Below are 23,270 nucleotides of genomic sequence, written 5' to 3'. Positions count from 1 at the left end.
TGTCGTGTCAGGGGCCGAGCGTGACGCGGACGGTTTCGCCCTGCGGATCGAGCGCGATTCCGTAATCGGTCTCGTCGCCGTTCAGGATGCGGTCGGTGGTCCAGCCCGCATCGGTCATGTGTCCTTGCTCGACGCGCAGGATCTCGTGCGCGCCGGTGGCATCGTCTTTCGGTTGCAGCTCGATCCGTGCCGACATGCCGGCGATCAGGATATGCGTCGCGTCGATCGGCACCACCAAAACGCGGCCCGGCGCGAGCGCGTCGAACGGTGCGGTGGTCGGACTCGGTTTGCCCCACTCGGCGCCGAACGCGGCAGTGATGCGCCAATCGCCGATCTCGGTGGAGGGATTCGGTGCGCCGGGATCTTCGAGCAGGGCGGAGATGCGCTTCTCCCTGGCTGCTTCGGCCAGAAACGCGCCCATCGGTGCGAGAAGCTGGTTGTTGCGGCCATGGGCGATCAGCGCCGGAGTCAGATCCGGATCACCAGGCTGGTGGTCGATGCCGAATTGCGATGCGCCGATGCCGCCGCGCCCGAGCGTGTCGAACACCCAGCGCGCGGTGGCGGGGGTGATGCCGCTTTCGGACACGAACGGCACGTTGTCCGGCCGATCGTACGGCAGCACGCCCTTGCGGAATTCGGCGAGGGAGTTGGTGTAGACGTCGGTGCCGAGAACGCCGATCGCCGGCGTCATCGCCTTCCAGATCGGCAGCACGGTCCAGGCGCCGCCACCGCTCGGATAATCGGTGCCCGGCTGCGTCAGGCCGCGATAGCGCAGCCAGACATTGGCATAGATCGGCAGCGGATCGGCGGCGCGTCCTGCTTCGGCCACTGCATTCACGTAGCGCGACACGGACCATGCGGCGAAGCATTCGTCCGCGCGCGCGCCGAAGGCGTCGTGCCAGTTCGGATGGCCGCCTTTCGCGTCGATGTTCATCGCCCGCAGCACCGCATCCGGCACGGGCGCCGCGAAGGCGGCGTTGGCGGCATCGGTATGGTCGCGAACCGTGCCGAACAGTCCGCTCTCGTTCTCCACCTGAACGAGAATCACGGTGTGCTGCGCGCCGTCGATCGCCCGCACATGCTGCATCAACGCCGTGAAGGCGGCCTTGTCGCGGGCGAGGGTTTCGGTGCCGAACGGCGACAGGCCGTTGGCGGTGTCGTTGCCGTCCGCATCGCGCAGGCGCGGATAATGCTGCCGGTCCTGTTTGATCCAGTCCGGCACGTAGCCCATCGCGCCGTTCTTCCACGTGCCGAACCAGAGCAAGGCCAGACGCTTGCGATGCGTGCGAGCCTGATGGACCAGCATGTCGGTTTCGGCGAAGTCGAACCGTCCCGGCTGCGGTTCCAGGGTTTGCCAGTAGACCGGCGCTTCCAGCGTGTTGACCGCCATCGCGTCGGCCGCCGCCCAGACGGCGTTCATCCGGTCTGGCCAGGCGGAAGAGTTGTGCGGCTGGGCGGCCAGAACGAGAAACGGCCTGCCATCGACACGCAGCGACATGCGCCCGTGTCCGTCGTCCACGAAAGCGGGAGGCGGGTTCGGCGTGGGCGCCGCGGCAGCCGCGGCAGAGACACCCAGACAGGCGGCTGCCGCCAGGAGCCAGTGTCGCATCAGGCGGCTCTCCAATCGGTCGCCGGCTCGGTGAACCAGCGCGCGCCGGTGTCTGTGACGCAAACACAATCCTCCAGACGGACGCCGAAGCGTTCGGGGATGACGATCATCGGCTCGATCGAAAAGCACATGCCGGGTTCGAGCAGGGTGGTGTCGCCGCGCACGATATAGACCGGCTCGTGGATCGACAGGCCGATGCCGTGGCCGGTGCGATGCGGCAGGCCGGGCAGGGCGTAATCCGGGCCGAGCCCATGCGCTTCGAGCATGCGCCGCGCGGCCGCATCCACCGTTTCCGCTGCCACGCCGGGGCGCACCGCCGCGAACGCGGCCTGTTGGGCCTCGCTTTCGATCCGCCAGATGCGGTGCTGCTCGGCGTCGTCCGCGCCGATGCGCCAGCAGCGCGTCATGTCGGACTGGTAGCCGTGCAGGATGCAGCCGGTATCGACCAGAACGAGCGCGTCGCGTTCGAGAGACTGGTCGCCGGGAATGCCGTGCGGAAAGGCGGTGGCGCGGTCGAACTGCACGGCACAGAACGAGGCGCCGTCGGGCGCGCCGAGCGCACGATGCGCCAGATCGACGAAGCGACGGATCTCGCTGGCGCGCAGCCCTGGTTCCAGCGCCTCTGCCGTGGCGCGATGCACCCGGGCCGTGATGCGCATGGCGTGGTCCATGATCGCCAGCTCGGCCGCGCTCTTGCGGCGGCGCACGCACTCCAGCACCGGGGCGGCGTCGGACAGGCGCAGATCGGCGCGGTGCTCGGTCAGCGCACGGGAAAAGCGGAACGGCGTTTCGGGATCGAGCCCGAGACGCACGCCCTGTTTCAGCAGCGGCGACAGGATCGCGGCCGGGTTCTCGTGCTCGTCCCAGGGCAGCGGCTCGACCGGGAACGCGAGTCCTTCGGCGACGGAGCCGGTTTCGAAGCGCGGGCACAGCAGGCGTGGAACGCCGTCGCGCGGCAGCAACAACGCCACCGCGCGCTCCGTCGGGCTGAAGGCGAGGCCGGTCAGGTAACGCAGAAATGGACCCGCGCCGATCAGGATCGCATCGAGTCCGGCCGCGTCCATGCCGTGCAGTACAGCGCTCAGACGATCGCGGTGCTCGGCCGCCGCGATCGGCGGCGGCATCGGCGCGTCGTCCGGCGACAGGGTTTCCAGCGCGCGTTGCAGCCGGGACGGAAGAGCCAGAACGGAGCCGGATGCCATGCGGTCAGTCTTCCAGGAAAGCGCGGAACGGGTCGGGCCGTCCACGGCGTTGCGCCACGGCGAAGCAGCACAAGGACAGCGCCACCACCGCCACGTCGTCGAACGGATGCGCGATCCAGCCGCGCCCGCCGAAACTGCCCGCAAAAGACAGCAGCATCAAACCGGCGATCCAGCCGAACAGCCACGCACTCTCGTGCCACGCCTCGCGGCCGTAGCAAACGGCGACGGCAAGGCCAGCAAGACACTGGAAACCGAGCAGCCAGCGCAGCACCGGCCAGCCGGTCCAGAACACGATCAGGGAGGCAACCGCGAAAGAAACCGGCGCCACCACGGAAAAACCGCGCAGACGGAACGGGCGCGTCAGATCCGGCGCCGTGCGCCGCAATGCGGCGGCGGCCGTGGGCGCCAACGCATAGCTCATCATCAGCGCGGAGGAGACCACGCCGATCAGCGCCTGCCAGGACGGAAACGGCAGCGTCCAGAACACGGACAAGGCGAAGCACAGCCAGAGTGCTGGAACCGGAACGCCGCTGCGCGGATCGACGCGCCCGAACAGGCGCGGAAAGGTGCCGCTGCGTGCCCAGGCGAACACCACACGCGGCGTGGCGCCCAGATAAACGTTGCCGGTGCCGGTCGGCGAGGCCATCGCGTCGCACACCACCAGAGTCGCCAGCCAGCCCGCACCCAGCATCACCGCCAGATCGCGGAACGGCAGCGCCAGCGCCGTGTCGAGGCCGCTCCATCCCTGCACCAGCAGCGCCTGCGGTACGCTGCCGAGAAACGCGGCCTGGAGCAGCACGTAGACCAGCATCGACAAAAGCACCGAACACAGCAGCGCGAACGGGATCGAACGCTGCGGATCGCGCACTTCCGACGCCACGGACACGATCGGCGTCAGCCCCAGATAGGCGAAGATGATCCCGCCGGTGGAGATCGCCGCTTCCACGCCGGACGCGCCGCCCGGCGCGATGCCGTGCGCGACGAAATTCGCCACGTGCATGTGCAGAAGAAGAAAGATCGCGACCAGGGCCGGCACGCAGAACTTGAACAGAGTGACGATCGTGTTCACCAGCGCGAAGGTGCCGATGCCGACGCGATTGATCCCGAACAGAACGATCAGGATCGCGAGTTGCAGAAACCAGCCGGCCAATGTCGGATCGCCTGCCGCATCGCGTGTCAGGCCGGGAATCCAGGCGCCGGCATATTGGCGCGCGGCGACGATCTCGATCGCGATCAGCGACGTATAGGCGATCGTGGTGACGAGCCCCATCAGGAAGCCGCAGACCGGGCCGTGCGACCATTCCGGGTAGCGCACCACGCCGCCCGCATGCGGCAGAGCCGCGCCTAGTTCGCAATAGACCAGCCCCAGCAGCAGCACCGCGCCGCCCGCGACGATCCAGCTCAGGATGGAGGCCGGCCCGGCGATGGCCGACACGTGGGCGGCGGCGAACAGCCAGCCGGAGCCGAAGATCGAGCCGAATCCGATCATGGTCAGATCGAGACGGGACAAAGAGCGTTTGAAACCGCTCGCGTCGGGATCGTTGTTCATCGTCACGCTCCGAAACGGGCCGGGTCGAACGGCGACAGCCCCTCCACCGCCTCGCCGTGCAACAAGCTGAGCGCGATCTCTGCGGTGCGCGGGGCGAGGGTCAGGCCGAGATGGCCGTGCCCGCTCAGCACCATCAGGTTGGGCAGGCCCGGCAGCGTGCCGATCGCCGGCAGATAATCCGGCAGAGTCGGCCTGGCGCCCATCCAGTGCCGGAACGGCGAGGCGACCGGCAGACCGAGCGCGCGCACATGCTCTTCCAGACGCCGCCATTTGCGCCCGTCGGGCGGTGCGTCCTCACGGTCGAACTCCACGAAGGAGGAGGCGCGCAGACGATCGCCGAAGCGCGACACGATCAGGGCGCGCTCCTCGAACACCAGAGGCGGGAACGGCCAGGATGTCTCGTGCCGCCACTCGATATGATAGCCGCGCTCGGCGATCAGCGGCAGGACGCGGCCGATCCCGCGCAGCAGGCGCGCCGTGCCAACGCCAGCGGCGAGGATCGTCCGATCGGCCTCGACGGTCGCGCCATCCGCCAGCGTGACGATCCGCCCATCGGCGGAGATCGCCCGGACGCCCTGCCGTACCACCTGGCCGCCCGCCGCCGCGAACGCCTCCAGTACGACGCCGAGGCAGCGCACGGGGTCGTCCACCTGTCCGGTCTTCTCGAAGCGTATGCCGCCCGCAAAGGGTTGTCCGAGCCGGTCGGAAAGCGTGCGGAGCGTGTCCGGCTCGAGCGGACGCGACCGGGCCGTGCCGGTGTCGCCCCCCGCGGCCATCGCCTTCCGCAGCGCAACCGGGTCGCGCCACAACATCAGGTGGCCGTGATCGCGGACCAGGTCGGGTTCGCCGAGCCCGTCCGCCAGACGTTTCCAGGCCGGCAGGGCGTCGGCCAGCAGAAAGGCCAGCGCCCGCTCTCCGGCCCGGGCGCGTAGCGTGGCGCGCGCGAAACGCAGGCTCCAGGGCAGCCATGCGCCGGGCCTCCGCCAGCCCAGGTCCAGCGCGCCGCCGAAACGGAACAGCCGGCGCGGCGCGCTGAACAGGTAGGATGGATTGGCGAGCGGCCTGATCTGTTCGGTGGCGATATGACCGGCATTGCCGAACGTGGCCGGTCCGGTGAAATAGTCTCCGAACGGTACCTGCGCCGGATCGCGGTCCTGCGGCCAGCACAAGGTCACGGAGAAGCCGTTCCGCTGCGCCGCCAGAGCCGCGACGCGGCCGACGATGCCGCCGCCCACCACCACGAGGCGGCGCGGTCCCGGACACGACAGCGGACGGCTTGTTCTTGGAACTTGCATATCGTATACGATACATCACCATCGACGCCGTGCAAGCGAGGATCATCATGAAGTGGACAGGCGTTTTCCCGGCGGCGACGACCCAGTTCAAGGACGACTATAGCGTCGATCACGACGCCACGCGCGGCGTGCTCGATGCGCTGGTGCGTGACGGCGTGCACGGTCTGGTGGTGATGGGCACCTGCGGCGAGAACAACTCCCTGGAGCCGGACGAGAAGATCGCCCTGCTGCGCGAGGCGGTGGACGTGGTGGCCAGGCGCGTACCGGTGATCGTCGGCGTGTCCGAGTTCGACACCGCGCGCGCCTGCCGCTTCGCCGCCAAGGCGGCGGAACTCGGCGCGGACGCGCTGATGGTGCTGCCGGCCATGGTCTACGTGCCGCAGCCGCACGAGCTCGAAGCGCATTTCAGCGCGGTGGCGAAGGCGTCCGACCTGCCGATCATGCTGTACAACAACCCGCCGGCCTATCGCGTCAGCATCGGCATGGACGTGCTGGAGCGTCTCGCCGCGCTGCCGACCATCGCCGCGGTCAAGGAAAGCGCGCCGGATACGCGCCGCTTCACCGACCTGCACAACCGCTTCGGCGATCGCTTCGTGCTGATGGCCGGTCTGGACGACGTGGCGCTGGAAGGCCTGATGCTGGGTGCGGCCGGCTGGGTGTCGGGCCTGACCAGCGCCTTCCCGCAGGAATCGGTGGCGCTGGTGGAAGCGGCGATGCGCGGCGACTACGCCGAGGCGCTGCGGATCTATCGCTGGTTCATGCCGCTGCTGCATCTCGATGCCGAGCACGATCTGGTGCAGTCGATCAAGCTGGCCGAGCAGATCATGGGCCGAGGCTCGGAGCGCGTGCGCATGCCGCGTCTGCCGCTGACGGGCGCGCGCCGGGCGGAAGTGACGGCGATGGTGGAAAAGGCGGCGGCGACGCGGCCGTTGTGAGACCAGGGGCTTTGCCCCGGACCCCACTCAAGGCTCGCCTTGAGAATCCAGTTGTTTGATCAATTGGATTCCAAAGGCGAGCCTTTGGCGGGTCCAGGGCAGAGCCCTGGAATACGTTTTCGAGGATTCCCGCTCATGCGCCACACCTTCTTCTGCATCGACGGCCACACCGCCGGAAACCCGGTCCGTCTGGTCGCGGGCGGCGCCCCGCTTCTGCGTGGCAACAGCATGAGCGAGCGCCGGCAGGATTTCCTGGAGCGCTTCGACTGGATTCGTACCGGCCTGTGCTTCGAACCGCGCGGGCACGACATGATGTCGGGCGGTTTCCTGTATCCGCCGACGCAGCCGGACACGGATGGCGGCATCCTGTTCATCGAAACCAGCGGCTGTCTGCCGATGTGCGGCCACGGCACCATCGGCATCGTCACCTTCGCGCTGGAGAACGGGCTGTTCACGCCGCGCGAGCCGGGCAGGCTGCGTCTGGAAGTGCCGGCCGGAATCATCGAGATCGGCTACACGGAAGAGAACGGGCGGGTGCGGTCGGTGGCGATCCGCAACGTCGCATCCTTCGTCGCGGCCGAGGATGTGCAGATCGACGTGCCGGGGTTGGGGCCGCTTCGCGTGGATGTCGCCTATGGCGGCAACTTCTATGCGATCGTGGAGCCGCAAGGCGCGTTCGAGAGCATCGACGCGCTGGGCGCCGCGCGCATCCTGCAACTCAGCCCGGTCGTGCGCGCGATGATGCGCGAGAAGATCACGCCTGTGCATCCGCTCGATCCGACCATCAACGGCGTCAGCCATGTGCTGTGGACCGATGGCGCGCCGGTGCGCGGAGAAAACGGGATCGTCGGTCGCAACGCGGTGTTCTATGGCGACAAGGCGATCGACCGTTCGCCCTGCGGCACCGGCACGTCGGCGCGTCTGGCGCATCTGCATCATCGCGGATTGCTCGGCGTGGGCGAACGGTTCGAGCACCGCTCGATCATCAACAGCCGGTTCTACGGCACGGTTCTGGAGGAATGCCGCCTGGGCGACCGTGCGGCGATCATTCCCCGGATCGAAGGCTCGGCGATCGCCACAGGATTCAACACGGTCTGGATCGACCGGGACGATGCGTTCTGGCAAGGCTTCCAGGTCTGCTAACGCCTCTTGAAAGCCCTGGCCTGGAGCGTCTTAGAACCGATAACTCGCCCACCCCGCCAGGAAATCCGACCCGCTGAACCGCGCCCGCGTCAGCGCCGGCCCTGCCGCCAGATGCTCGTAGCGGCCGGTGAGGTTCAAACGCGGCGTGGCGGTCCAGACCGTTTGCAGACGCGTCACGTCGGCGACCTTGCGGGCGCGGTTGTTCTGGGTCCCGGCGAAGGCGGTGCCGTTGGCGCGATAGACCGCGTCGCCGGTGCTGTCGCGCCAGGTCCATTGCTGCTCGATCGTGATCCGCACGCTCTCGATCGGCGACACGGTGAAGCTTGGGGCCAGCGCGATGAGGTTGGTCGGCGTCAGATAGAGCTGGTAGCTGTAATAGATGTTGTTGCCGAACGGCGCGAAGGCGTCGTGCAGCGCGCCGCGATTATAGGCGCCGCCGCCGCTGGCGTAATCGGCATGGAAGCCGATACGCGGCGCGGTCGGCGATGTGCCGAGCTTGTAGGTCTGGGCTGCGAAAATCTGCCCGGCCTGGATCGGACGGTTGCCGGAGCGGCCGCCCTGGTAGTTCGCCGTCCAGTCGATCGTCCAGCGTCCGGCATCGCCCCAGAAACGGGCGCCGTAGTAGAACCGCTCCTCGGTGCTGTTGGTGCGTCCCCACACGGCATGGTCGTTGGCCAGCCGCCACACGAACGGGTCGAGATAAAGCTTCGATCCGCCCAGGAAATTCCGGGGAATCACCGCGCCGGTGGTGGCGCCGCTGAATCGGATGCTGCGCTCGACATAGTCGTCGCCGGCGCCGCCCACGCCGAGGCGGGTCGGATGGAAATCGAACAGATCGGCGCGGAGCGTCTTGCCGCGCACCCAGAGGCGCACGCCGTTCAGAACGTAGCGGATCGTGTTGTTGTCGCGCTGGGAGACGAGAAGGTTGGAACCGTCGGTGAATTCCTGCCGGCCGTAGCGCAGGCCGAGCCGCGCCTGCCCGATCGTCTGGTCGCCTTCCACGAAATATTGCTGGAAGATGAGCCGGTTCCGGAACGATCCGCTGACGGTGCCGAGTTCCTTTCCCCAGAGATCGGCACGGGCGATTTCCGCATAGGCGCGCAGATGCGGGCCGATATGCAGATCGGCGCCGCCGACGCTGCGCAGGATATCCTGCTTTTGGCGCGGGCCGAGCTTCAGGTTCGGATTGCTGGTCTGGTTGAAGCGCAGGCGCAGCTCGCCGGACAAAGTGAGATACACCGAGCCGCTCTTGTCGAGCGGCAGGTATTTCAAACGATCCAGCCAGTCCTTGCGCTTCTTCGGATCGCGCATGGAGCGCCAGTCCTCGGCCCAGCGCGACAGGTTGTAGCCGGCGGTGGAGAGACCGTCTCCGGCGGCCGGCGCCGGATAGGCGCTTACGGCCGGTTCGGCCGGGTTGCGTGTCAGGCCGCTGGTCGGGGCAGGATTGAGCTGCGCGCGTGCGGGCGTCGAGTCCAGAACGGGCAGCAGAACGGCGGACAGCAGGGCGAGCCTGGGGGTGGCGCCCCGCAGGGCGCGATCGAAACGACGCATGGAACCGCTCCTCAGGCTGCGGGGCGGATGGCGGCGGAAGCGGGAACCTCCAGATCGTCCTCGACGGCCGGCAGACGATTATGCAGGGCCGCATCGAGTTGTTCGTGGTCGAGCACGCCTTCCCAGCGCGCGACCACGATGGTTGCGACCGCATTGCCGATGAAGTTGGTCAGAGAGCGGCACTCGCTCATGAACCGGTCCACGCCCAGGATCAGCGCGATCCCGGCCACCGGAATGGTGGGCATGATCGACAAAGTGGCCGCCAGGGTGATGAACCCCGCCCCGGTCACGCCCGCCGCACCCTTGGACGACACCATCGCCATGGACAGAAGCAGAAGCTGCTGACCCAGGCTCAAATGAATCCCGTACGCCTGTGCGATGAACAGCGCGGCCAGGGTCATGTAGATGTTGGTGCCGTCGAGATTGAACGAGTAGCCGGTGGGTACCACCAGGCCGACCACCGATTTCGGGCAGCCCGCGCGCTCCATCTTCTCCAGCAGGCTCGGCAGGGCGCTTTCGGACGAGGACGTGCCCAGCACCAGCAGCAGTTCCGCTTTCAGATAGCCGATCAGACGCAGGATCGAGAAACCGCACAAGCGAGCGACGGTGCCCAGCACCACGAGCACGAACAGCAGCGAGGTGAGATAGAACGTGCCGACCAGGGCGGCGAGATTGGCCAGCGTGCCGACGCCGTACTTGCCGACGGTGAAGGCCATGGCGCCGAACGCGCCGATCGGAGCCGCCTTCATCAGGATGGCGACGATGCGGAACGCGATCGCCGAGACGTCCTCGATCAGGCCCAGCACGCGTTCGCCGCGCTCCCCGGCCATGGCGAGGGCGATGCCGGTCAGGATCGCCACGAACAGCGCCTGTAGGATGTTGCCCGAGGTGAAGGCGGACACGAAGGTGTCGGGGATGATGCCGAGCAGGAAGCCGGTGAGGGTGGTCTCGTGCGCGCGTGCGGCATATTGCGCGGCCTCGCCGCCGCCATGGGCGGAAGCGGGATCGACATGCATCCCGCTTCCGGGCTGGAGCACGTTGGCGACCACGAGGCCGACGATCAGCGCCAGGGTGGAGAAGAACAGGAAATAGGCGAAGGTCTTGCCGGCGACGCGGGCGGTGGCGCGCAGGTCGCGCATCCCGGCGATGCCCGAAACGATGGTGAGAAAGATCACCGGGGGGATCACCATCTTCACCAGACGGATGAACCCGTCGCCGAGCGGCTTCAACGCCGCGCCCGTTTGCGGCCAGAAATGGCCGATCACGACACCGGCGACGATCGCCACCAGCACCTGGGTGTAGAGATGTGCGTACCAGGGGCGTTTGGCGTGCGGCGCTGCGCCGTTGGCGGGCTGGATCATCATGCTGGGCTTCCTCGCGACATCGCGCGCCTTTCCCGGCGCGTCTTCATCGGAAGCATTCTTCACCCGGCGGCCATGCGGCGTCGCTTTTTCGGTGTGCGCCGCAATAAGGTCAAGGAAAACAACAATCTGTCCGGTTCCCGGCTGCGAACCCGTCCCGAAATCGGCACACCGCGCGGCGGCGTGTGTGCTGGTTTCGGCACAGGGCCGTGCTAGGCTCCGCGCGTGCGTATCGCCTCCGTTCCGATCCGGCCGGTGCTTCTGCTGCTGGCGGCCTTGTTCTGCGCCGGACTGGCCGCGCTGGCGGTGGGCGGACTGGTCGAGCACGCGGCAATTCGCGGCCTGCTCGACCGGGCCCGTTCGGATGCCGAATTGCGCGCCGCCCTGCTGAACAGCGAGATCGCCCGGTTCCGCCTGCTGCCGCTGGCGCTCGCCGACGATCGCGACATCGTCGCCGGTCTCTCCGGCGGCACCGCCGACCGGCAGATGTTGAACCGCAAGCTGTCGGATCTGGCGGCCAGCACCGGCGCCTCCGTGATCTACGTGATCGACCGAGACGGCATCGCGGTATCGGCCAGCAACTGGGACGGCCGCAACAGCTTCGTCGGACGCGACTACCGGTTCCGGCGCTATTTCCGGCAGGCGATCGCGCAGGGGCAGGACGACCAGTTCGCGCGCGGCACGGTGAGCCGCAATCCCGGGCTTTACCTGGCACGGCGCAACGAAACCGGCGGCGTGACCGTGGTGAAGGTCGAGTTCAACCGGCTGGAAGCCGAATGGGCCCGGGCCGGCGGCATCACCTTCGTCGAGAATCCGGACGGCGTGGTGCTGGTCAGCAGCCGTGCCGATTGGCGCTTCGGCGTGGCGCGTCCGCTGTCGCCGGAACGGGCGGCGGCACTCGGTGCGGAGAACAGCATCGCGCCGTCCGACCTGAAACCGCTGCCGGTGGCGGGGCAGGGCGACCGCGCCGTCGTGGACGGGCGCGCTTTCGTGTCGGCGACGGTGGACACGGCCGAGAATGGCTGGCGCCTGACCCTGCTGCTGCCGGTGGGGGCCGGGCCGAAGGAGGCCGCGCGCGGTGCCGCGGCGGTGACGGCGGTGGCGGTTCTGGCGGTTCTGTCGCTGTTGCGGGCGATGGGCGCGCGCCGGCGTCGTTTGCGCCTGCAAACGGCGGAGCTGGAACGGGCGGTGGCGTCGCGTACGGCGGAGCTGACGCGGGAGATGGAGGAGCGGCGGGCGATCGAGGCGCGCGCGGCCGACCTGCGCGAGCGTCTGCGACAGGCCAATCGTCTGGCGTCTCTGGGGCAGGTGACGGCCAGCGTGGCGCACGAGACCGCGCAGCCGGTGGCGGCGATCCGCACCTATTCCGAGACCAGCGAGAAACTGCTGGATCGCGGCGATCTGGACACGGTGCGCGGCAATCTGCAGGCGATCCGTCGTCTGGCCGATCGCGTCGGCGCGGTGACGACGGAGCTGCGCGGTTTCGCGCGACGGGCGACCGGGCAGCTTCGGCCAGTGGCGCTGGGCGAGGTGATCGACGGGGCGCTGCTGATCCTGCGCGAGCAGCTCGCCACGATCCGGCTGGAACGGCCGTCGGTGGACCCGTCCCTGCGCGTGATCGGCGGGCGCGTGCGTCTGGAACAGGTGCTGGTGAACCTGCTGCAGAACGCGATCGAGGCGTTGTCCGGGCGCCCGGATGCGTGCGTCGATCTGGTTGTCGCGCGGGAGGGCGAAACGGTGCGTCTGGTGGTGTCGGATAACGGGCCGGGCATTCCGCCATCGGTGGCCGATCGCTTATTCACCCCGTTCGTGACCACGCGCGACAACGGTCTGGGCCTCGGTCTGGTGATCGCGCAGGATATCATGATCGATCTGGGCGGTTCCCTGCGTCTGCTGGAGCGGGCGCAGGGAGCGGCGTTCGAGGTCACGATGCAGGCGGCGTCATGAGTGCCGCTGCCGGAACGGTTCTGCTGGTCGACGACGACGACGATGCGCGCGAGGCGACGCGACAATTGCTGATGCTGGGCGGGTTTTCCGTGCGCGCCCTGTCCGATCCGGTCGAGGCGTCGCGTCTTCTGGGGCCGGAGTTTCCCGGTGTCCTGGTGACGGATGTGCGGATGCCGCGTCTGTCCGGCATCGATCTGTTCGATCAGGTCCGCACGCGCGATCCGGACCTGCCGGTGATCCTGATCACCGGCCATGGCGACGTACCGATGGCGGTGGATGCGTTGAAGCGCGGCGCCTGGGATTTCCTGTCCAAGCCGTTCGACGGCGACGCGCTTCTGGCCAGCGTGGCGCGGGCCTCCGCGGCGCGGACCCTGGCGCTGGAGAACCGCGCGCTGCGCGAGGATGCGGAGCGCAGTGCCGCCGGCGGGCTGATCGGCGAGTCCGCGCCGATCCGCGGCTTGCGGGCGATGCTGCCGGTGCTGGCGGAGGCCGATCTCGATCTGCTGATCGAGGGCGGCGACGGTACCGGCAAGACCATGCTGGCGCGGGCGATCCATCGCAGCGGCCGCCGCGCCCGGCATCGTTTGACCGTGATCGATTGCGCCACCGCCTCCGCGCCGGAAATCCTGCCGTCCTTGTTCGCGCGCGGCGGCACCATCTCGCGCACCCATCGCGGTACGCTGCTGCTCGCCGGTCTGCATCGCGCGTCGGACGCTTTGCAAGATCGCCTGGTGCTGCTGGCGGAAACGCGATCCGTGGGTGCGGATGCGCGCGAGCCGGAAACGCTCGATCTGCGCATCATCGCCACCGTGCGGGAAACCGATCGTGCGCGTGTGCGGCCGGATCTGTTTCATCGCCTGGGCGGGATGCCGCTGCGGATGCCGCCCTTGAGCGAGAGGCGCGAGGATATTCCTGTGCTTTTCGCGTTTCTGGTCGCGCGTGCTGCCGAAGGAATGCGGCAACCGGCACCGCCTCTGCGCGATCTGCCCTACACGCTGGCCGGCCGGGACTGGCCGGGCAATGTGCGTGAGCTTGCGAACTATGCAGAGCGCTTCTGCCTCGGTCTGGCCAGCGATGCCGAAAGCGGCGGCGGATCGCTGCTTCTGGGCGACCGCATGGACGCGTTCGAGCGCACCCTGATCGAGGACGCCCTGCGCGCCGCAGACGGCGATGTGAGCCGGGCCGTGGTGGCGCTGGGGATTCCGCGCAAGACGTTCTACTACCGGGTCAAACGGTTGGGGCTCGACCTGACCTCTTTGCGCGGGCGGCGGTGATGGAGTGTTCTTCTGAGTTTTCTCAGACCGGAAGGTTCTCCGTCCCAAACAGACAGGAGTTTTTTGGTTCTTTTTTGCAAAAAAGAACAAGCCTCATCGTACCATCCTTTCTACGGGATCAGCCGGTCCGCCTTAAGTCGATCGAACAGATCGAAGAAGCTTTCGTCGGTGGCCTGATAATCCAGAAAGCCCAATCGCCGGCTCTTGCTCATATCGGTCACGACCTCGATCGGCCGGCCGAGATCGGCGTCCGTGTGCCAGGGCGAGGCGAGGCGCGACAGGTCCGGCTCCGCCAGGTTCTCGCGCCCGGCGATGCGGCGCCAGAGGGCGGCATCGTCCCTCATCTGTTCTTCCAGCGTCAGGAGCGTGCCGTCGAAGGGAGCGGGCTCCAGCCCGAAGCGGTCCGCGATCCGCTGCCACATCCAGCTCCACCGGAACACGTCGCCGTTGACGACATTGAATGCTTCGTTGGCCGCGTCCGGTGTTTCCGCCGCCCAAAGCAGCTGCCGGGCAAGCTGGCGCGCATCCGTCATGTCGGTAAGGCCGTTCCATTGCGCGGACGAGCCGGGAAAACGGAACGGGCGTCCCGTTTCGCGGCACAGTGAGGCGTAGACCGCCAGTGTCGTGCCCATGTTCATGGCGTTGCCGACGGCTTTGCCGATCACGGTATGCGGACGGTGGACGCTCCAGGTGAAACCGTCGCGGCGCGCGGCGGCGAAGAGTTCGTCTTCCTGCGCGTAGTAGAAATTGTCGACCGGGAGCCGGCCCTGACTTTCGCGGAACGGCGTCTGCGGAAGCGTGCCTTTTCCGTACGCCTCGAACGGACCGAGATAATGCTTGAGGCCGGTCACGAGAGCGACATGGCGGACCCCCTTGCGGCCATTCTCCGGCGACAGGGCATCCAGCAGATGGCGCACCATCGTGCCGTTGACGCGGATGTTCTCCGCTTCCGTCCGCTGGCGCAGCCAGGTGGTGATGAAGACGCAATCCGGCGCGTGGCCGGCGAGCGCCTTCTTCGTCGCACCGTCATCGAGCAGATCGGCCGCGACCGGCTCGATGCCGGGCTGGTCCACGGGGCGGCGCGCCAGGCCCAGCACCCGCCAGCCTTTATGGGCGAGAAGCGTGGCGAGCGCGCTTCCCGCGATGCCGCTGGCGCCCGCCACGAGTGCCGTTCTGGTCATGCCGCGTGTCTTCCTTCTGTAGGCGTCACGCTGACCTGGGCAGGCGGGAGATGAATCGCTAGACGGCACCGAATGGGGACATAGGCACCGGAAGGGATCCATCCATGCGGCCCGGCACTGCGGACGAGGAGTGGCGCGAGGATTGCGCGCCGCGACGTGTTCTCGAACTCTTCGCGACCAAATGGACCAGCATGGTCCTGCATACGCTCCACGCGCGACACGCCGGAGCGGCGCGCACGGGCGTCCTGCATCGCTCGCTGCCCGGCATCTCGAAGAAGATGCTGACGCAGACGCTGCGCGAGATGGAAGCAAGCGGGCTGCTCACCCGCCATGTGGCCGGGACGGTGCCGCCCGCGGTGGAATACCGGTTGACGTCGCTCGGCAGCCGGTTCGTGGAGCCCGTCGAGCTGCTTTATCGCTGGGGACGCGACAACGCGGACGCGCTCGACCAGATGGGCGAACGGGCGACGTCGCGGCGACGCGGTGGCCGTCCCGACGACGACCGGGCCTGACGGCCGACCGGTCCTGGGCGCGCTTGCGGCCTCATTCCCGGTCGCCGCACGGTACGGCGGCCCGTCCAGAACCGCTTGCTCACTCCCTCCGTGCGAGACTGAACGCGTCGGCGGCCAGCATCAGCGGGCGGATCTCCACGTCGGAGCGGCCGGCACGCACGAGATCGAGGAAATGCGCGTAAAGCCGGGGATATTCCGTGTCCGGCGCGTCGAGAAGAGCCTTGCCATCCAGCGCCAGCGCGCCGCCGCCGCGCGACAGGTCGAGGATGCCGCCGTCGTCCAGGGTCCAGCGAATGGTCCAACGTTCCAGGCCCCGATAGTCCCAGTCGAACCGTGCTTCGAGCCCGGTGTCGCGCGAGGGGGTGGCGAAAGCGAGATCGGCGGCGACGGGGGTTTGCTCGCCGGGACGGACGCGGAAGCTGGCCTGGCGGATGAACAGCGGCTCCGGCGAACAGGCCACCGCGATCGATAGCGCATTCACGCCCGGATCGAACACGCCCATGCCGCCCGGCTGCCAGAACCAGTCCACGCCGGGATGGAATTTGTGCACGTCCTCCTCCCAGTCGATCCGCATCGCGCGCATGCCGCGCTCGGCCAGGATCTTTCGCGCCGGGGCGACGGCGGCGGAGAACATGGAATGCCAGCTCGCCAGCAGGGTGCGGCCGGTCTCGGCGGCGATGCGGGCGAGGTCCTGCGTTTCCGCCACCGTCTGCGTCGGCGGCTTCTCCATGAACACGTGCAGCCCGGCCAGCAGCGCTTCCCGAACCAGCGCGTAGCGCACCTGCGGCGGGGTGCAGAGCACGACCGCGTCGATGCCGCCGGCGGCGATCATCTCGCCGAGCGTGGTGTGCAGCGCCACGCCCTCCGGCACCTCGGTCTGGGCCCGGCTGGCGATGGCGACCAGACGGAAGGCCGGGTTGGCGGCGATGGCCGGCAGATGCTGCACGCGGGCGATCTGGCCCAGCCCGACCAGGCCGAGGCGGAGCGGTGTGTCGGTCATCACTGCTCTCCGGAAACGCTGGCGCGCCAGGCGGTCTGGTATTCGGCGGCACGACGTCCGACCTCGGCGGCGTCGCGTCCCGGGGCGTAGAGGCCGGAGCCGAGGCCGAAGCCCGCCGCACCCGCCTTCAGGAATCCCCCGACATTGCCGGGCACGATCCCGCCCACGGGCAGGAACATCGTTCCACGCGGGAACACGGCGCGCATGGCCTTCAACACGTCCGGGCCCATCGCTTCGGCCGGGAACAGCTTCAGCGCGTCCGCGCCAGCCGCGAGCGCGGCGAAGCCTTCCGTGGGGGTGCAGATTCCCGGCGTGCAGAGCATGCCGGCCGCCTTGGCGGCGCGGATCACCGCCGGATCGCCATGCGGCATGACGATCACACGGCCGCCCGCCTCGCGCACCTTCGCCACGTCGGCGGGATCGGTGACGGTGCCGGCGCCGATCAGGCAGCTCTCGCCGAAACGATCGGCCAGGATGCGGATGCTCTCGAACGGCTCGGGCGAGTTCAGCGGCACCTCGATGATGCGCAAACCCGCATCGACGATGGCCTGCGCGACAGGCACCGCCTCCGCGGGCGTGAGGCCGCGCAGAATGGCGATGAAGGGCGAGGACTGGAGATGATCGGCCAGCACGGCGTCGCTTCCTTTCCGGTTCAGCCCGCCAGCCCGGCGGACACGGCGATTCGATAAAGCCCGCGCACCGCGGCGGCTTGCAGGGTTTCCGGCACGGGGCGGCCCAGAGCGGCGAAGGCGCTTGCGTAGCGCTCCGTCAGGGCAGGATCGCCGACCAGGACGATTCGGGAATCGGGCGCGGTGCGCAGCGCCGCGGTGAGTTCCTCGCCGATCAGCAGACCGGACAGATGCGCCGCTGTGCAGCCGGGATCGAGCGTACCGGTGAGCATGCGGGCGCGCGTGCGGAACAAGGCGGCGGCGAGGCCGGTCTCGGCGGCTTCGCGCACGGCCTCGGCGAACACCGTCTCCGTGTCGGCGGCGGGCTCGGCGGTGCCGGCCAGGATCGAGCGCGTGTTGAGCAGGGCGAACAGTTCGCCGGTCATGAAGGTGGAGAAGCCTTCGACCACGCCGCCGTTCACGCGCAGCCATTTGCTGTGCGTGCCGGGCATGACGAGCAGCAGCGGCTCCTTCGGGTGGCCGAGCGCTTCCAGCGCGCCGATCGCCTCGGTTTCCTCGCCGCGCATCACGTCCGGGCCGGCCGGATCGAGCAGGCCGGGGACGAGCCGGAGGGTGATCTCGCCGCCGTCGGGGAGCGGGCAGGCAACACTGTCGAGCGCATCGGCAAGGCCGGACGGATCGGCGGGCAGGGTGCGGTATTCGACCTGTTTCCAGCCGGCGCGGCTGCCGACCATGCCCGATGCGATCACGGGCAGGGCGCGGATCGGCCAGTTCTCAGTGATCTGAAGGAAAGCGGCCGGATAACCGCCGTCCGGCAGGGCGGAGATACCCCAGGGGCGATGTCTCTGTTCCAGCACCGTGCCGTCGGCTGCGAGCAGAAAGGCGCGCAGGCTGCTGGTGCCCCAATCGAGCGCGATCAGGGCGGCAGGGGCGGTATGGGAATTATTGTCAGACAAATCTCATCCTCCGCGAGCCTTATGCGCGTGCCACGCGCCGGCGACAAGTCGCGCCTGCGCGGTCCGGGCTGTTGCGCGGAGATCGGTCGGCAGGGGGGCTGCGTCGGATGCAAGACCCGGATCGGGCCGCCGGTGCTGCCACTCGCAACGGAAGGTCTGGATTTGTTCTGAACAACTCCAGGTTGTAAGAAGTTAACGAGAGGTCGGGCCGTCTCGTATTGTCGTTCGGATGACGGCCGTGCCCGATCGCCCCCGCCCCGGCTGGCGGGGCGACGGGCATCGCGTCAGGCGCGGCTCACGCGCGGGTCAGGCGGTCGCCGTCGGTGCTGAGCGAGAGCTGCATGTCGTCGAAGGCGAAGCCGACCAGTTCGGCCATGGCGTCGCGGGCGCGTTCCGGCTCGCGGGCGCGGATCGCGTCCAGAACCGCGCGATGCTCCGGCAAAGGATCGCGCGGGGGCTGCTGCGTGCGGGCCTTGAACAAGGTGGTCCACCAGATCGCCGCCGCCACGGTGGGCGACAGGGCGGAGATCAGCTCGTTGCCCGTGGCGGCGAGGATGGCCTGATGGAAGGCGCGGTCGGCGGCGCGGCCTTCCTCCGTGCCGAGCTGGAGCTGGGCCATGGTGTCCAGCGCCTCGGTCATGGCGTCCAGATCGCGTCTGGTGTGATGGGTCGCGGCCAGGGCGGCGGCCTGCGGCTCCACCATCTGCCGCACGCCGAACAGGTCGCGCACGAAGGCTTCGCTGGGCTTGGTTTCCAGGAACCAGCCGATAACCTCGGGGTCGAGAATGTGCCAGCGCGCACGGGGGCTGATGCGCGTGCCGGTCTTGGTGCGGCTTTCCACCATGCCCTTGGCGGCGAGGATGCGGACCGCCTCGCGATAGGCGGTGCGGGACACGCTGAACTGTTCCGCCGCCTCGATCTCTCCGGGCAGCAGGTCGCCGGGCTTCAGCGTTTCGGCGGCGATGCGGATGCCGATGCCGCGCGCGATGTTGTCGTGCAGGCGACGCGAGGCGGGGGTGCCGGCGGCACGGCCGCGCAGGGTCTGCGGACGCAGGCCGTCGATCGCGTCGTGACGGGTGCCGTGTCCGTCCTGCGCGGTTGCGGAATTCCGCTCGATCCGATCTGCCACGTGGAACGCTCCCTGCACCCAATCCGTCATTCTCGTTGCAAACCGCGTCTGGTGCCAGCCTTCACGGGGCTCGGGAGCCATTCTCGTCGCGACGGCGCCCGTGCCGCGTCGTTGCCGGACGTCGGGACGGATTGTAGATCGTGTACGGATCATTGCCCCGAGCAAAGGATTGCGAGATGACCACCCAGGCCGCCGCCTTCAGAAGCATCGACCCGCGCACCAATCAGACGACGGGGCCGGACCTCGCGGTGCATACGGCGGAGGACGTGGCGGCGGCGGCCGCGCGGGCGGCGGCGGCGTTCGATCCCTACCGGGCCACCACGCCGGAACAGCGTGCGCGTTTCCTCGACGCGATCGCGGCACGGCTGGAAGCGAACCGGGTCGCGATCGAGACGGCGGCGTCGCTGGAGAGCGGTCTTCCTCCGGCGCGCATCGCCGGCGAGCTGGGCCGCACCACCGGCCAGCTGCGTTTGTTCGCCCGCACGATCCTGCGCGGCGATTGCTTCGGCGTGCGTCTGGATCCCGCTTTGCCGGAGCGCACCCCGCCGCGTCCCGATCTGCGTCTGCGTCGCATCCCGGTAGGGCCGGTCGCGGTGTTCGGCGCGTCCAACTTCCCCCTGGCGTTCTCCGTTGCCGGCGGCGACACCGCGTCCGCGCTGGCGGCCGGCTGTCCCGTCGTGGTGCGCGGCCATCCCGCCCATCCGCACACCAGCCTGCTGGTGGCCGAGGCGATCACCGCTTCCGTGCGTGAATGCGGATTGCCGGATGGCGTGTTCGCGCTGATCTCCGGACCCGGCACGGCGCTGGGGCAGGCGCTGGTGGCCGATCCGCGCATCGCGGCGGTGGGGTTCACCGGCTCGCGTGCCGGCGGTCTGGCGTTGAGCCGGATCGCTGCCGAGCGTCCCGTGCCGATCCCGGTCTATGCCGAGATGAGCAGCATCAACCCGGTGATCCTGTGCCCGTCTGCGCTGGCGGCGCGTGGCGAAGCGATGGCGGACGGGTTCGTCGCCTCGCTGGTGCTGGGCTCCGGGCAGTTCTGCACCAATCCCGGCCTGATCCTGGCCGTGCGCGGCGCGGCGCTGGACGCGTTCGTGGCGCGGGCCGGGCACGGGCTGGCAGCGTCGCCGGGCGCCACCATGCTGACGGCCGGAATCCACGATGCCTATAACAGGGGCGTGGACGCGCGTTCCCTGGTGGACGGGGTGCAGCTCGTGGCGGCCGGTCTGGTGGGCGAGGGCGAGAACCAGGGCCGGGCGGCGCTGTTCACCACCGATGCGAAGCGGTTCGTCGCCGAACCGTCGCTGTCGGAGGAGGTGTTCGGCGCCAGCGCGCTGATCGTCGCCTGTGACGACGCGTCGGAGCTGCTGTCGGTGCTGGAACGGCTCGAAGGCCAGCTCACGGCAACGGTGCAACTCGACGACGCCGATCACGATTTCGCCGTGCGTCTACTGCCGATTCTGGAAACGCGCTGCGGCCGCATCCTCTGTAACGGTTGGCCGACCGGCGTGGAGGTGTGCGACGCGATGGTGCATGGCGGACCGTTTCCGGCCACCACGGACGGGCGCACCACCTCGGTCGGCTCGGCGGCGATCGACCGGTTCCTGCGTCCGGTGTGCTACCAGAACCTGCCGGCACCGCTGCTGCCGGCGGAACTGAGCGACGCCAATCCGTATCGCTGGCCGCGGCTCGTGGATGGGGCGATCGTGCTCGGCTAAGGCGCTGGGGCCCTTTCATCCCCGAACGTCTGGGTTTCCAAAGGGCGACTGCCCTTTGGTGAGGTCTGGAGCGAAGCTCCAGGATGATGCTCAATCGCTCGGGAGCGGATTGCTTTTGAGATGATCCAGCAAAGCCGGAAGCGGCAGCGGACGGCTGATGTAATAGCCCTGGACGTCGTCGCAGCCTTCCACGGCGAGCTGGGTGAACTGCTCCACCGTTTCCACCCCTTCCGCCACCACGCCCAAGCGGAGCCCGTGCGCCATCGCCACCACGGCGCGGACGATGGTGGCGTCGTCCTCGTCGGAGAGCAGGTTGCGGATGAAGGACTGGTCGATCTTGATCCGGTCCGCCGGCAGGGCCTTCACATGGCCCAGAAACGAGTAGCCGACGCCGAAATCGTCGATCGACACCTGCACGCCGGACGCGCGGAGCTGGCTCAGCGCCCGCGCCGCACCCTCGAGATCAGCCACCAGATCGCTTTCGGTGAGTTCGATCTCCAGCAGGCCGGGCGGCAGGCCGCTGTCGCGCAGCGCGGTGGCGATGGCGTCCAGGGTGCGATCGGTGGAGATGCGCGCGGGCGAGATGTTGACGCCGACGCGGACCTCCTCGAACCCGGCGCGGCTCCAGCTGACCGCCTCCCGGCAGGCGCGCCGGAGCACCCATTCGTCAATCTCGTTCATCAGGCCGACTTCCTCGGCGACCGGCAGGAATTCGCCGGGAAGCAGAAGCCCGCGCACCGGATGGTTCCAGCGCAGCAGCGCTTCCACCCCGCACACGCGGCTCGTGCGCAGGTTCATCTGCGGCTGGTAGTGCAGAACCAGCTCGTCCGCGCGCAGGGCGCGTTCCAGCTCCCGATGCAGCCCTGCCGAACGTTCGATGCGCCGGTCCATGTCCGGCACGAAGAAGCGCAACCGGTTGCCGCCCTCCTCCTTGGCCTGGAACATGGCCAGATCGGCATGGCGCAACATCTCCGCGGCACTTCCGGTGTCCACCGAGGACAGGCTGATGCCGATGCTGCCGCTCACCGCCACGGTCTGGCCGGACAGAACGGCCGGACGCGTGGTCGTTTCGAGAATCTGCTGTGCCAGAATGGCGGCGTCTTCGACCTGCACCACGGAATACTGCAGCACCGCGAACTCGTCGGCGCCGATGCGGGCAACCAGATCGGCCGGGCCGATGCAGGAGCGCAACCGGTCCGCGATCACCCGCAGCAACTCGTCCCCGGCCATCTGGCCGAGCCGGTCGTTGACCTGACGGAACCGGTCAAGATCCAGAAGATGCAGCGCCACCAAGCGGTTTCCCAGACCGGCGCGCTCCAGCGTCGCGTTCAGCCGCGCCTGCAGCATCGACCGGTTGGGCAGTTCCGTGAGGCTGTCATGGCTCGCCGCGTGCTGCAGATGCTGTTCGAGTTCCTTGCGTGCGGTGATGTCGAGCGAGGTGGTGAGAACCCCGTCCACCGCGCCGTTGCGGTCGCGCAAAGGCGATTTCGTGGTCAGCAGCACGCGCCGTCCGCCATCCTGGCTCGCGACCTCCTGCTCGAAGGTCGGCAAAGCCCGTCCGCTGCGGAACACCAGCGCATCCAGCGCCCGGCTGCGCTGCCGGTAATCCTCGTCGAAGGCCGGCACGCCGTGGAGAGGGGCATGGACGTTGCGCTTCGGATGGGCCGCATGCATCGCATTGGTGAAGACGACGCGCCCGTCCCGCGTGGCGGCGCTGATGAAGGCCGGCAGGGCGTCGATCATCTGCGACAGCGAGTCAACCCGTTCGCAGACGGTTCTGGCCATCGTCTGGTTCTGGAACGCGGAAACGTCGCATCGCTCCTGAAGCAGCCGATGCTGCCGGTTCAGGCGCAGCAGCGTCCGGCTGCGCGTCACGAACTCGAACCGGTCCACGGGGCCGGTCAGGAAATCGCTGGCTCCGGCATCGAGAGCCTGTTCGCGCTGCGTGCGGTCGTCCGCCGCGGTGACCACCAGCACCGGAACATGCTCCCGGCCCGGCAGGGCGCGCAGGCGTCGGATGAAGGCGGCGGAGTCGAGCTTCGGCATGTGGAAGTCGGCGACGATCAGATCGGCCTCGTAGAGTGCGAGCCAGTCCAGCGCTGCCAGCGGGTCGGCGAAGCCCCGCGCATCGTCGGCGACGTCGCGCGCGAAACGCAAGAAGGCGCTGCGATCCAACAGCTTTTCTTGGATAACGACGATCAACGACACGAGGACGCAACGCCGTGGGTGATCAGCATCGATATGATCCTGCTGCCAGGGGGCTGAGAGCCTAGCCGATCCTA

General features: G+C 68.5%; 18 protein-coding genes. 6 read left to right on the top strand and 12 right to left on the bottom strand.

Annotation, left to right across the window (positions count from 1 at the left end; genetic code table 11):
* Positions 1-7: 7 nt before the first annotated feature.
* The 4 genes from ACZ5BM_RS08395 to ACZ5BM_RS08380 are packed head-to-tail and all read right to left on the bottom strand — an operon-like array spanning position 8 to position 5,601.
* Entirely contained in the window at positions 8-1,609 is a 1,602-nt protein-coding gene (locus tag ACZ5BM_RS08395) for a DUF5597 domain-containing protein (RefSeq protein WP_498907454.1), read from the bottom strand.
* The gene (locus ACZ5BM_RS08390) at positions 1,609-2,811 is read right to left on the bottom strand and encodes a M24 family metallopeptidase (RefSeq protein ID WP_498907453.1); all 1,203 of its coding nucleotides are present in this window, start codon (positions 2,809-2,811) and stop codon (positions 1,609-1,611) included. The genes ACZ5BM_RS08395 and ACZ5BM_RS08390 overlap by 1 nt, the downstream gene beginning before the upstream one ends.
* Before the next feature lie 4 nt (positions 2,812-2,815).
* Positions 2,816-4,360 (bottom strand): APC family permease, encoded by a 1,545-nt coding sequence (locus tag ACZ5BM_RS08385; RefSeq protein ID WP_498907452.1) that lies wholly within the window; start codon positions 4,358-4,360, stop codon positions 2,816-2,818.
* A 2-nt stretch (positions 4,361-4,362) separates the two neighbouring features.
* Positions 4,363-5,601, bottom strand: coding sequence for an NAD(P)/FAD-dependent oxidoreductase (locus ACZ5BM_RS08380; protein ID WP_498911420.1), 1,239 nt, complete (start codon positions 5,599-5,601; stop codon positions 4,363-4,365).
* 101 nt (positions 5,602-5,702) lie between these two features.
* On the opposite strand from ACZ5BM_RS08380, the gene ACZ5BM_RS08375 reads away from it, so the two are divergent.
* On the top strand, positions 5,703-6,590 hold the full coding sequence (locus ACZ5BM_RS08375) for a dihydrodipicolinate synthase family protein (RefSeq protein WP_498911418.1): 888 nt from the start codon (positions 5,703-5,705) through the stop codon (positions 6,588-6,590).
* A 135-nt stretch (positions 6,591-6,725) separates the two neighbouring features.
* The gene (locus ACZ5BM_RS08370) at positions 6,726-7,733 is read left to right on the top strand and encodes a proline racemase family protein (protein ID WP_498911416.1); all 1,008 of its coding nucleotides are present in this window, start codon (positions 6,726-6,728) and stop codon (positions 7,731-7,733) included.
* 30 nt (positions 7,734-7,763) lie between these two features.
* On the opposite strand, the gene ACZ5BM_RS08365 is transcribed toward ACZ5BM_RS08370, so the two are convergent.
* Both ACZ5BM_RS08365 and ACZ5BM_RS08360 read right to left on the bottom strand, forming a co-directional pair.
* Positions 7,764-9,284 (bottom strand): alginate export family protein, encoded by a 1,521-nt coding sequence (locus ACZ5BM_RS08365; protein WP_498911415.1) that lies wholly within the window; start codon positions 9,282-9,284, stop codon positions 7,764-7,766.
* A gap of 11 nt (positions 9,285-9,295) precedes the next feature.
* Complete coding sequence (locus ACZ5BM_RS08360; protein WP_498911549.1) at positions 9,296-10,645, bottom strand: dicarboxylate/amino acid:cation symporter; 1,350 nt, start codon at positions 10,643-10,645, stop codon at positions 9,296-9,298.
* A 225-nt stretch (positions 10,646-10,870) separates the two neighbouring features.
* On the opposite strand from ACZ5BM_RS08360, the gene ACZ5BM_RS08355 reads away from it, so the two are divergent.
* A complete protein-coding gene (locus ACZ5BM_RS08355) occupies positions 10,871-12,592 on the top strand; it encodes a sensor histidine kinase (protein WP_498911413.1) in 1,722 nt (573 codons plus the stop codon).
* The gene (locus tag ACZ5BM_RS08350; RefSeq protein ID WP_498911411.1) at positions 12,589-13,866 is read left to right on the top strand and encodes a sigma-54-dependent transcriptional regulator; all 1,278 of its coding nucleotides are present in this window, start codon (positions 12,589-12,591) and stop codon (positions 13,864-13,866) included. The genes ACZ5BM_RS08355 and ACZ5BM_RS08350 overlap by 4 nt, the downstream gene beginning before the upstream one ends.
* A 110-nt stretch (positions 13,867-13,976) precedes the next feature.
* Here the strand turns inward: ACZ5BM_RS08350 and ACZ5BM_RS08345 are convergent, their stop codons facing one another.
* Positions 13,977-15,047 (bottom strand): SDR family oxidoreductase, encoded by a 1,071-nt coding sequence (locus ACZ5BM_RS08345; protein WP_498911409.1) that lies wholly within the window; start codon positions 15,045-15,047, stop codon positions 13,977-13,979.
* Between the two features lie 104 nt (positions 15,048-15,151).
* Between ACZ5BM_RS08345 and ACZ5BM_RS08340 the strand changes: the two genes are divergently transcribed.
* Positions 15,152-15,559 carry a winged helix-turn-helix transcriptional regulator gene (locus ACZ5BM_RS08340; RefSeq protein WP_498911407.1) on the top strand — a complete coding sequence of 136 codons (408 nt, stop codon included), beginning with the start codon at positions 15,152-15,154 and terminating at the stop codon, positions 15,557-15,559.
* Between the two features lie 79 nt (positions 15,560-15,638).
* Here the strand turns inward: ACZ5BM_RS08340 and ACZ5BM_RS08335 are convergent, their stop codons facing one another.
* The 4 genes from ACZ5BM_RS08335 to ACZ5BM_RS08320 all read right to left on the bottom strand — a co-directional run bounded on the left by ACZ5BM_RS08335 (position 15,639) and on the right by ACZ5BM_RS08320 (position 19,273).
* Positions 15,639-16,559, bottom strand: coding sequence for a Gfo/Idh/MocA family protein (locus ACZ5BM_RS08335; RefSeq protein ID WP_498911405.1), 921 nt, complete (start codon positions 16,557-16,559; stop codon positions 15,639-15,641).
* Positions 16,559-17,191: a 2-dehydro-3-deoxy-6-phosphogalactonate aldolase gene (locus ACZ5BM_RS08330; RefSeq protein WP_498911403.1), complete on the bottom strand. Its 633-nt coding sequence runs from the start codon at positions 17,189-17,191 to the stop codon at positions 16,559-16,561. The genes ACZ5BM_RS08335 and ACZ5BM_RS08330 overlap by 1 nt, the downstream gene beginning before the upstream one ends.
* 20 nt (positions 17,192-17,211) lie before the next feature.
* Entirely contained in the window at positions 17,212-18,144 is a 933-nt protein-coding gene (locus ACZ5BM_RS08325; RefSeq protein ID WP_498911401.1) for a 2-dehydro-3-deoxygalactonokinase, read from the bottom strand.
* A 295-nt stretch (positions 18,145-18,439) separates the two neighbouring features.
* Positions 18,440-19,273: a FadR/GntR family transcriptional regulator gene (locus tag ACZ5BM_RS08320; protein WP_498911399.1), complete on the bottom strand. Its 834-nt coding sequence runs from the start codon at positions 19,271-19,273 to the stop codon at positions 18,440-18,442.
* Between the two features lie 176 nt (positions 19,274-19,449).
* Here ACZ5BM_RS08320 and ACZ5BM_RS08315 point away from each other — a divergent pair, with 176 nt between their 5' ends.
* On the top strand, positions 19,450-20,988 hold the full coding sequence (locus ACZ5BM_RS08315) for an aldehyde dehydrogenase (NADP(+)) (protein ID WP_498911397.1): 1,539 nt from the start codon (positions 19,450-19,452) through the stop codon (positions 20,986-20,988).
* Positions 20,989-21,078: 90 nt separating this feature from the next.
* Here ACZ5BM_RS08315 and ACZ5BM_RS08310 read toward each other — a convergent pair whose 3' ends face one another.
* Positions 21,079-23,163, bottom strand: a complete 2,085-nt coding sequence (locus tag ACZ5BM_RS08310) for a putative bifunctional diguanylate cyclase/phosphodiesterase (protein WP_498911395.1) — start codon at positions 23,161-23,163, stop codon at positions 21,079-21,081.
* Positions 23,164-23,270: the final 107 nt, after the last annotated feature.

Source organism: Lichenicola sp. GTC18331, assembly GCF_055386855.1.
Note: the sequence above shows the minus strand (reverse complement) of the source record. Positions and strands in the feature narration are given on the sequence as shown.

Excerpts from the sequence above, each read along its gene's own strand:
- ACZ5BM_RS08395 (WP_498907454.1), bottom strand. The coding sequence starts at position 1,609 with ATGCGACACTGGCTCCTGGCGGCAGCCGCCTGTCTGGGTGTCTCTGCC.
- ACZ5BM_RS08390 (WP_498907453.1), bottom strand. The coding sequence starts at position 2,811 with ATGGCATCCGGCTCCGTTCTGGCTCTTCCGTCCCGGCTGCAACGCGCG.
- ACZ5BM_RS08385 (WP_498907452.1), bottom strand. The coding sequence starts at position 4,360 with ATGAACAACGATCCCGACGCGAGCGGTTTCAAACGCTCTTTGTCCCGT.
- ACZ5BM_RS08375 (WP_498911418.1), top strand. The coding sequence starts at position 5,703 with ATGAAGTGGACAGGCGTTTTCCCGGCGGCGACGACCCAGTTCAAGGAC.
- ACZ5BM_RS08370 (WP_498911416.1), top strand. The coding sequence starts at position 6,726 with ATGCGCCACACCTTCTTCTGCATCGACGGCCACACCGCCGGAAACCCG.
- ACZ5BM_RS08365 (WP_498911415.1), bottom strand. The coding sequence starts at position 9,284 with ATGCGTCGTTTCGATCGCGCCCTGCGGGGCGCCACCCCCAGGCTCGCC.
- ACZ5BM_RS08360 (WP_498911549.1), bottom strand. The coding sequence starts at position 10,645 with ATGATCCAGCCCGCCAACGGCGCAGCGCCGCACGCCAAACGCCCCTGG.
- ACZ5BM_RS08350 (WP_498911411.1), top strand. The coding sequence starts at position 12,589 with ATGAGTGCCGCTGCCGGAACGGTTCTGCTGGTCGACGACGACGACGAT.
- ACZ5BM_RS08345 (WP_498911409.1), bottom strand. The coding sequence starts at position 15,047 with ATGACCAGAACGGCACTCGTGGCGGGCGCCAGCGGCATCGCGGGAAGC.
- ACZ5BM_RS08340 (WP_498911407.1), top strand. The coding sequence starts at position 15,152 with ATGCGGCCCGGCACTGCGGACGAGGAGTGGCGCGAGGATTGCGCGCCG.
- ACZ5BM_RS08335 (WP_498911405.1), bottom strand. The coding sequence starts at position 16,559 with ATGACCGACACACCGCTCCGCCTCGGCCTGGTCGGGCTGGGCCAGATC.
- ACZ5BM_RS08315 (WP_498911397.1), top strand. The coding sequence starts at position 19,450 with ATGACCACCCAGGCCGCCGCCTTCAGAAGCATCGACCCGCGCACCAAT.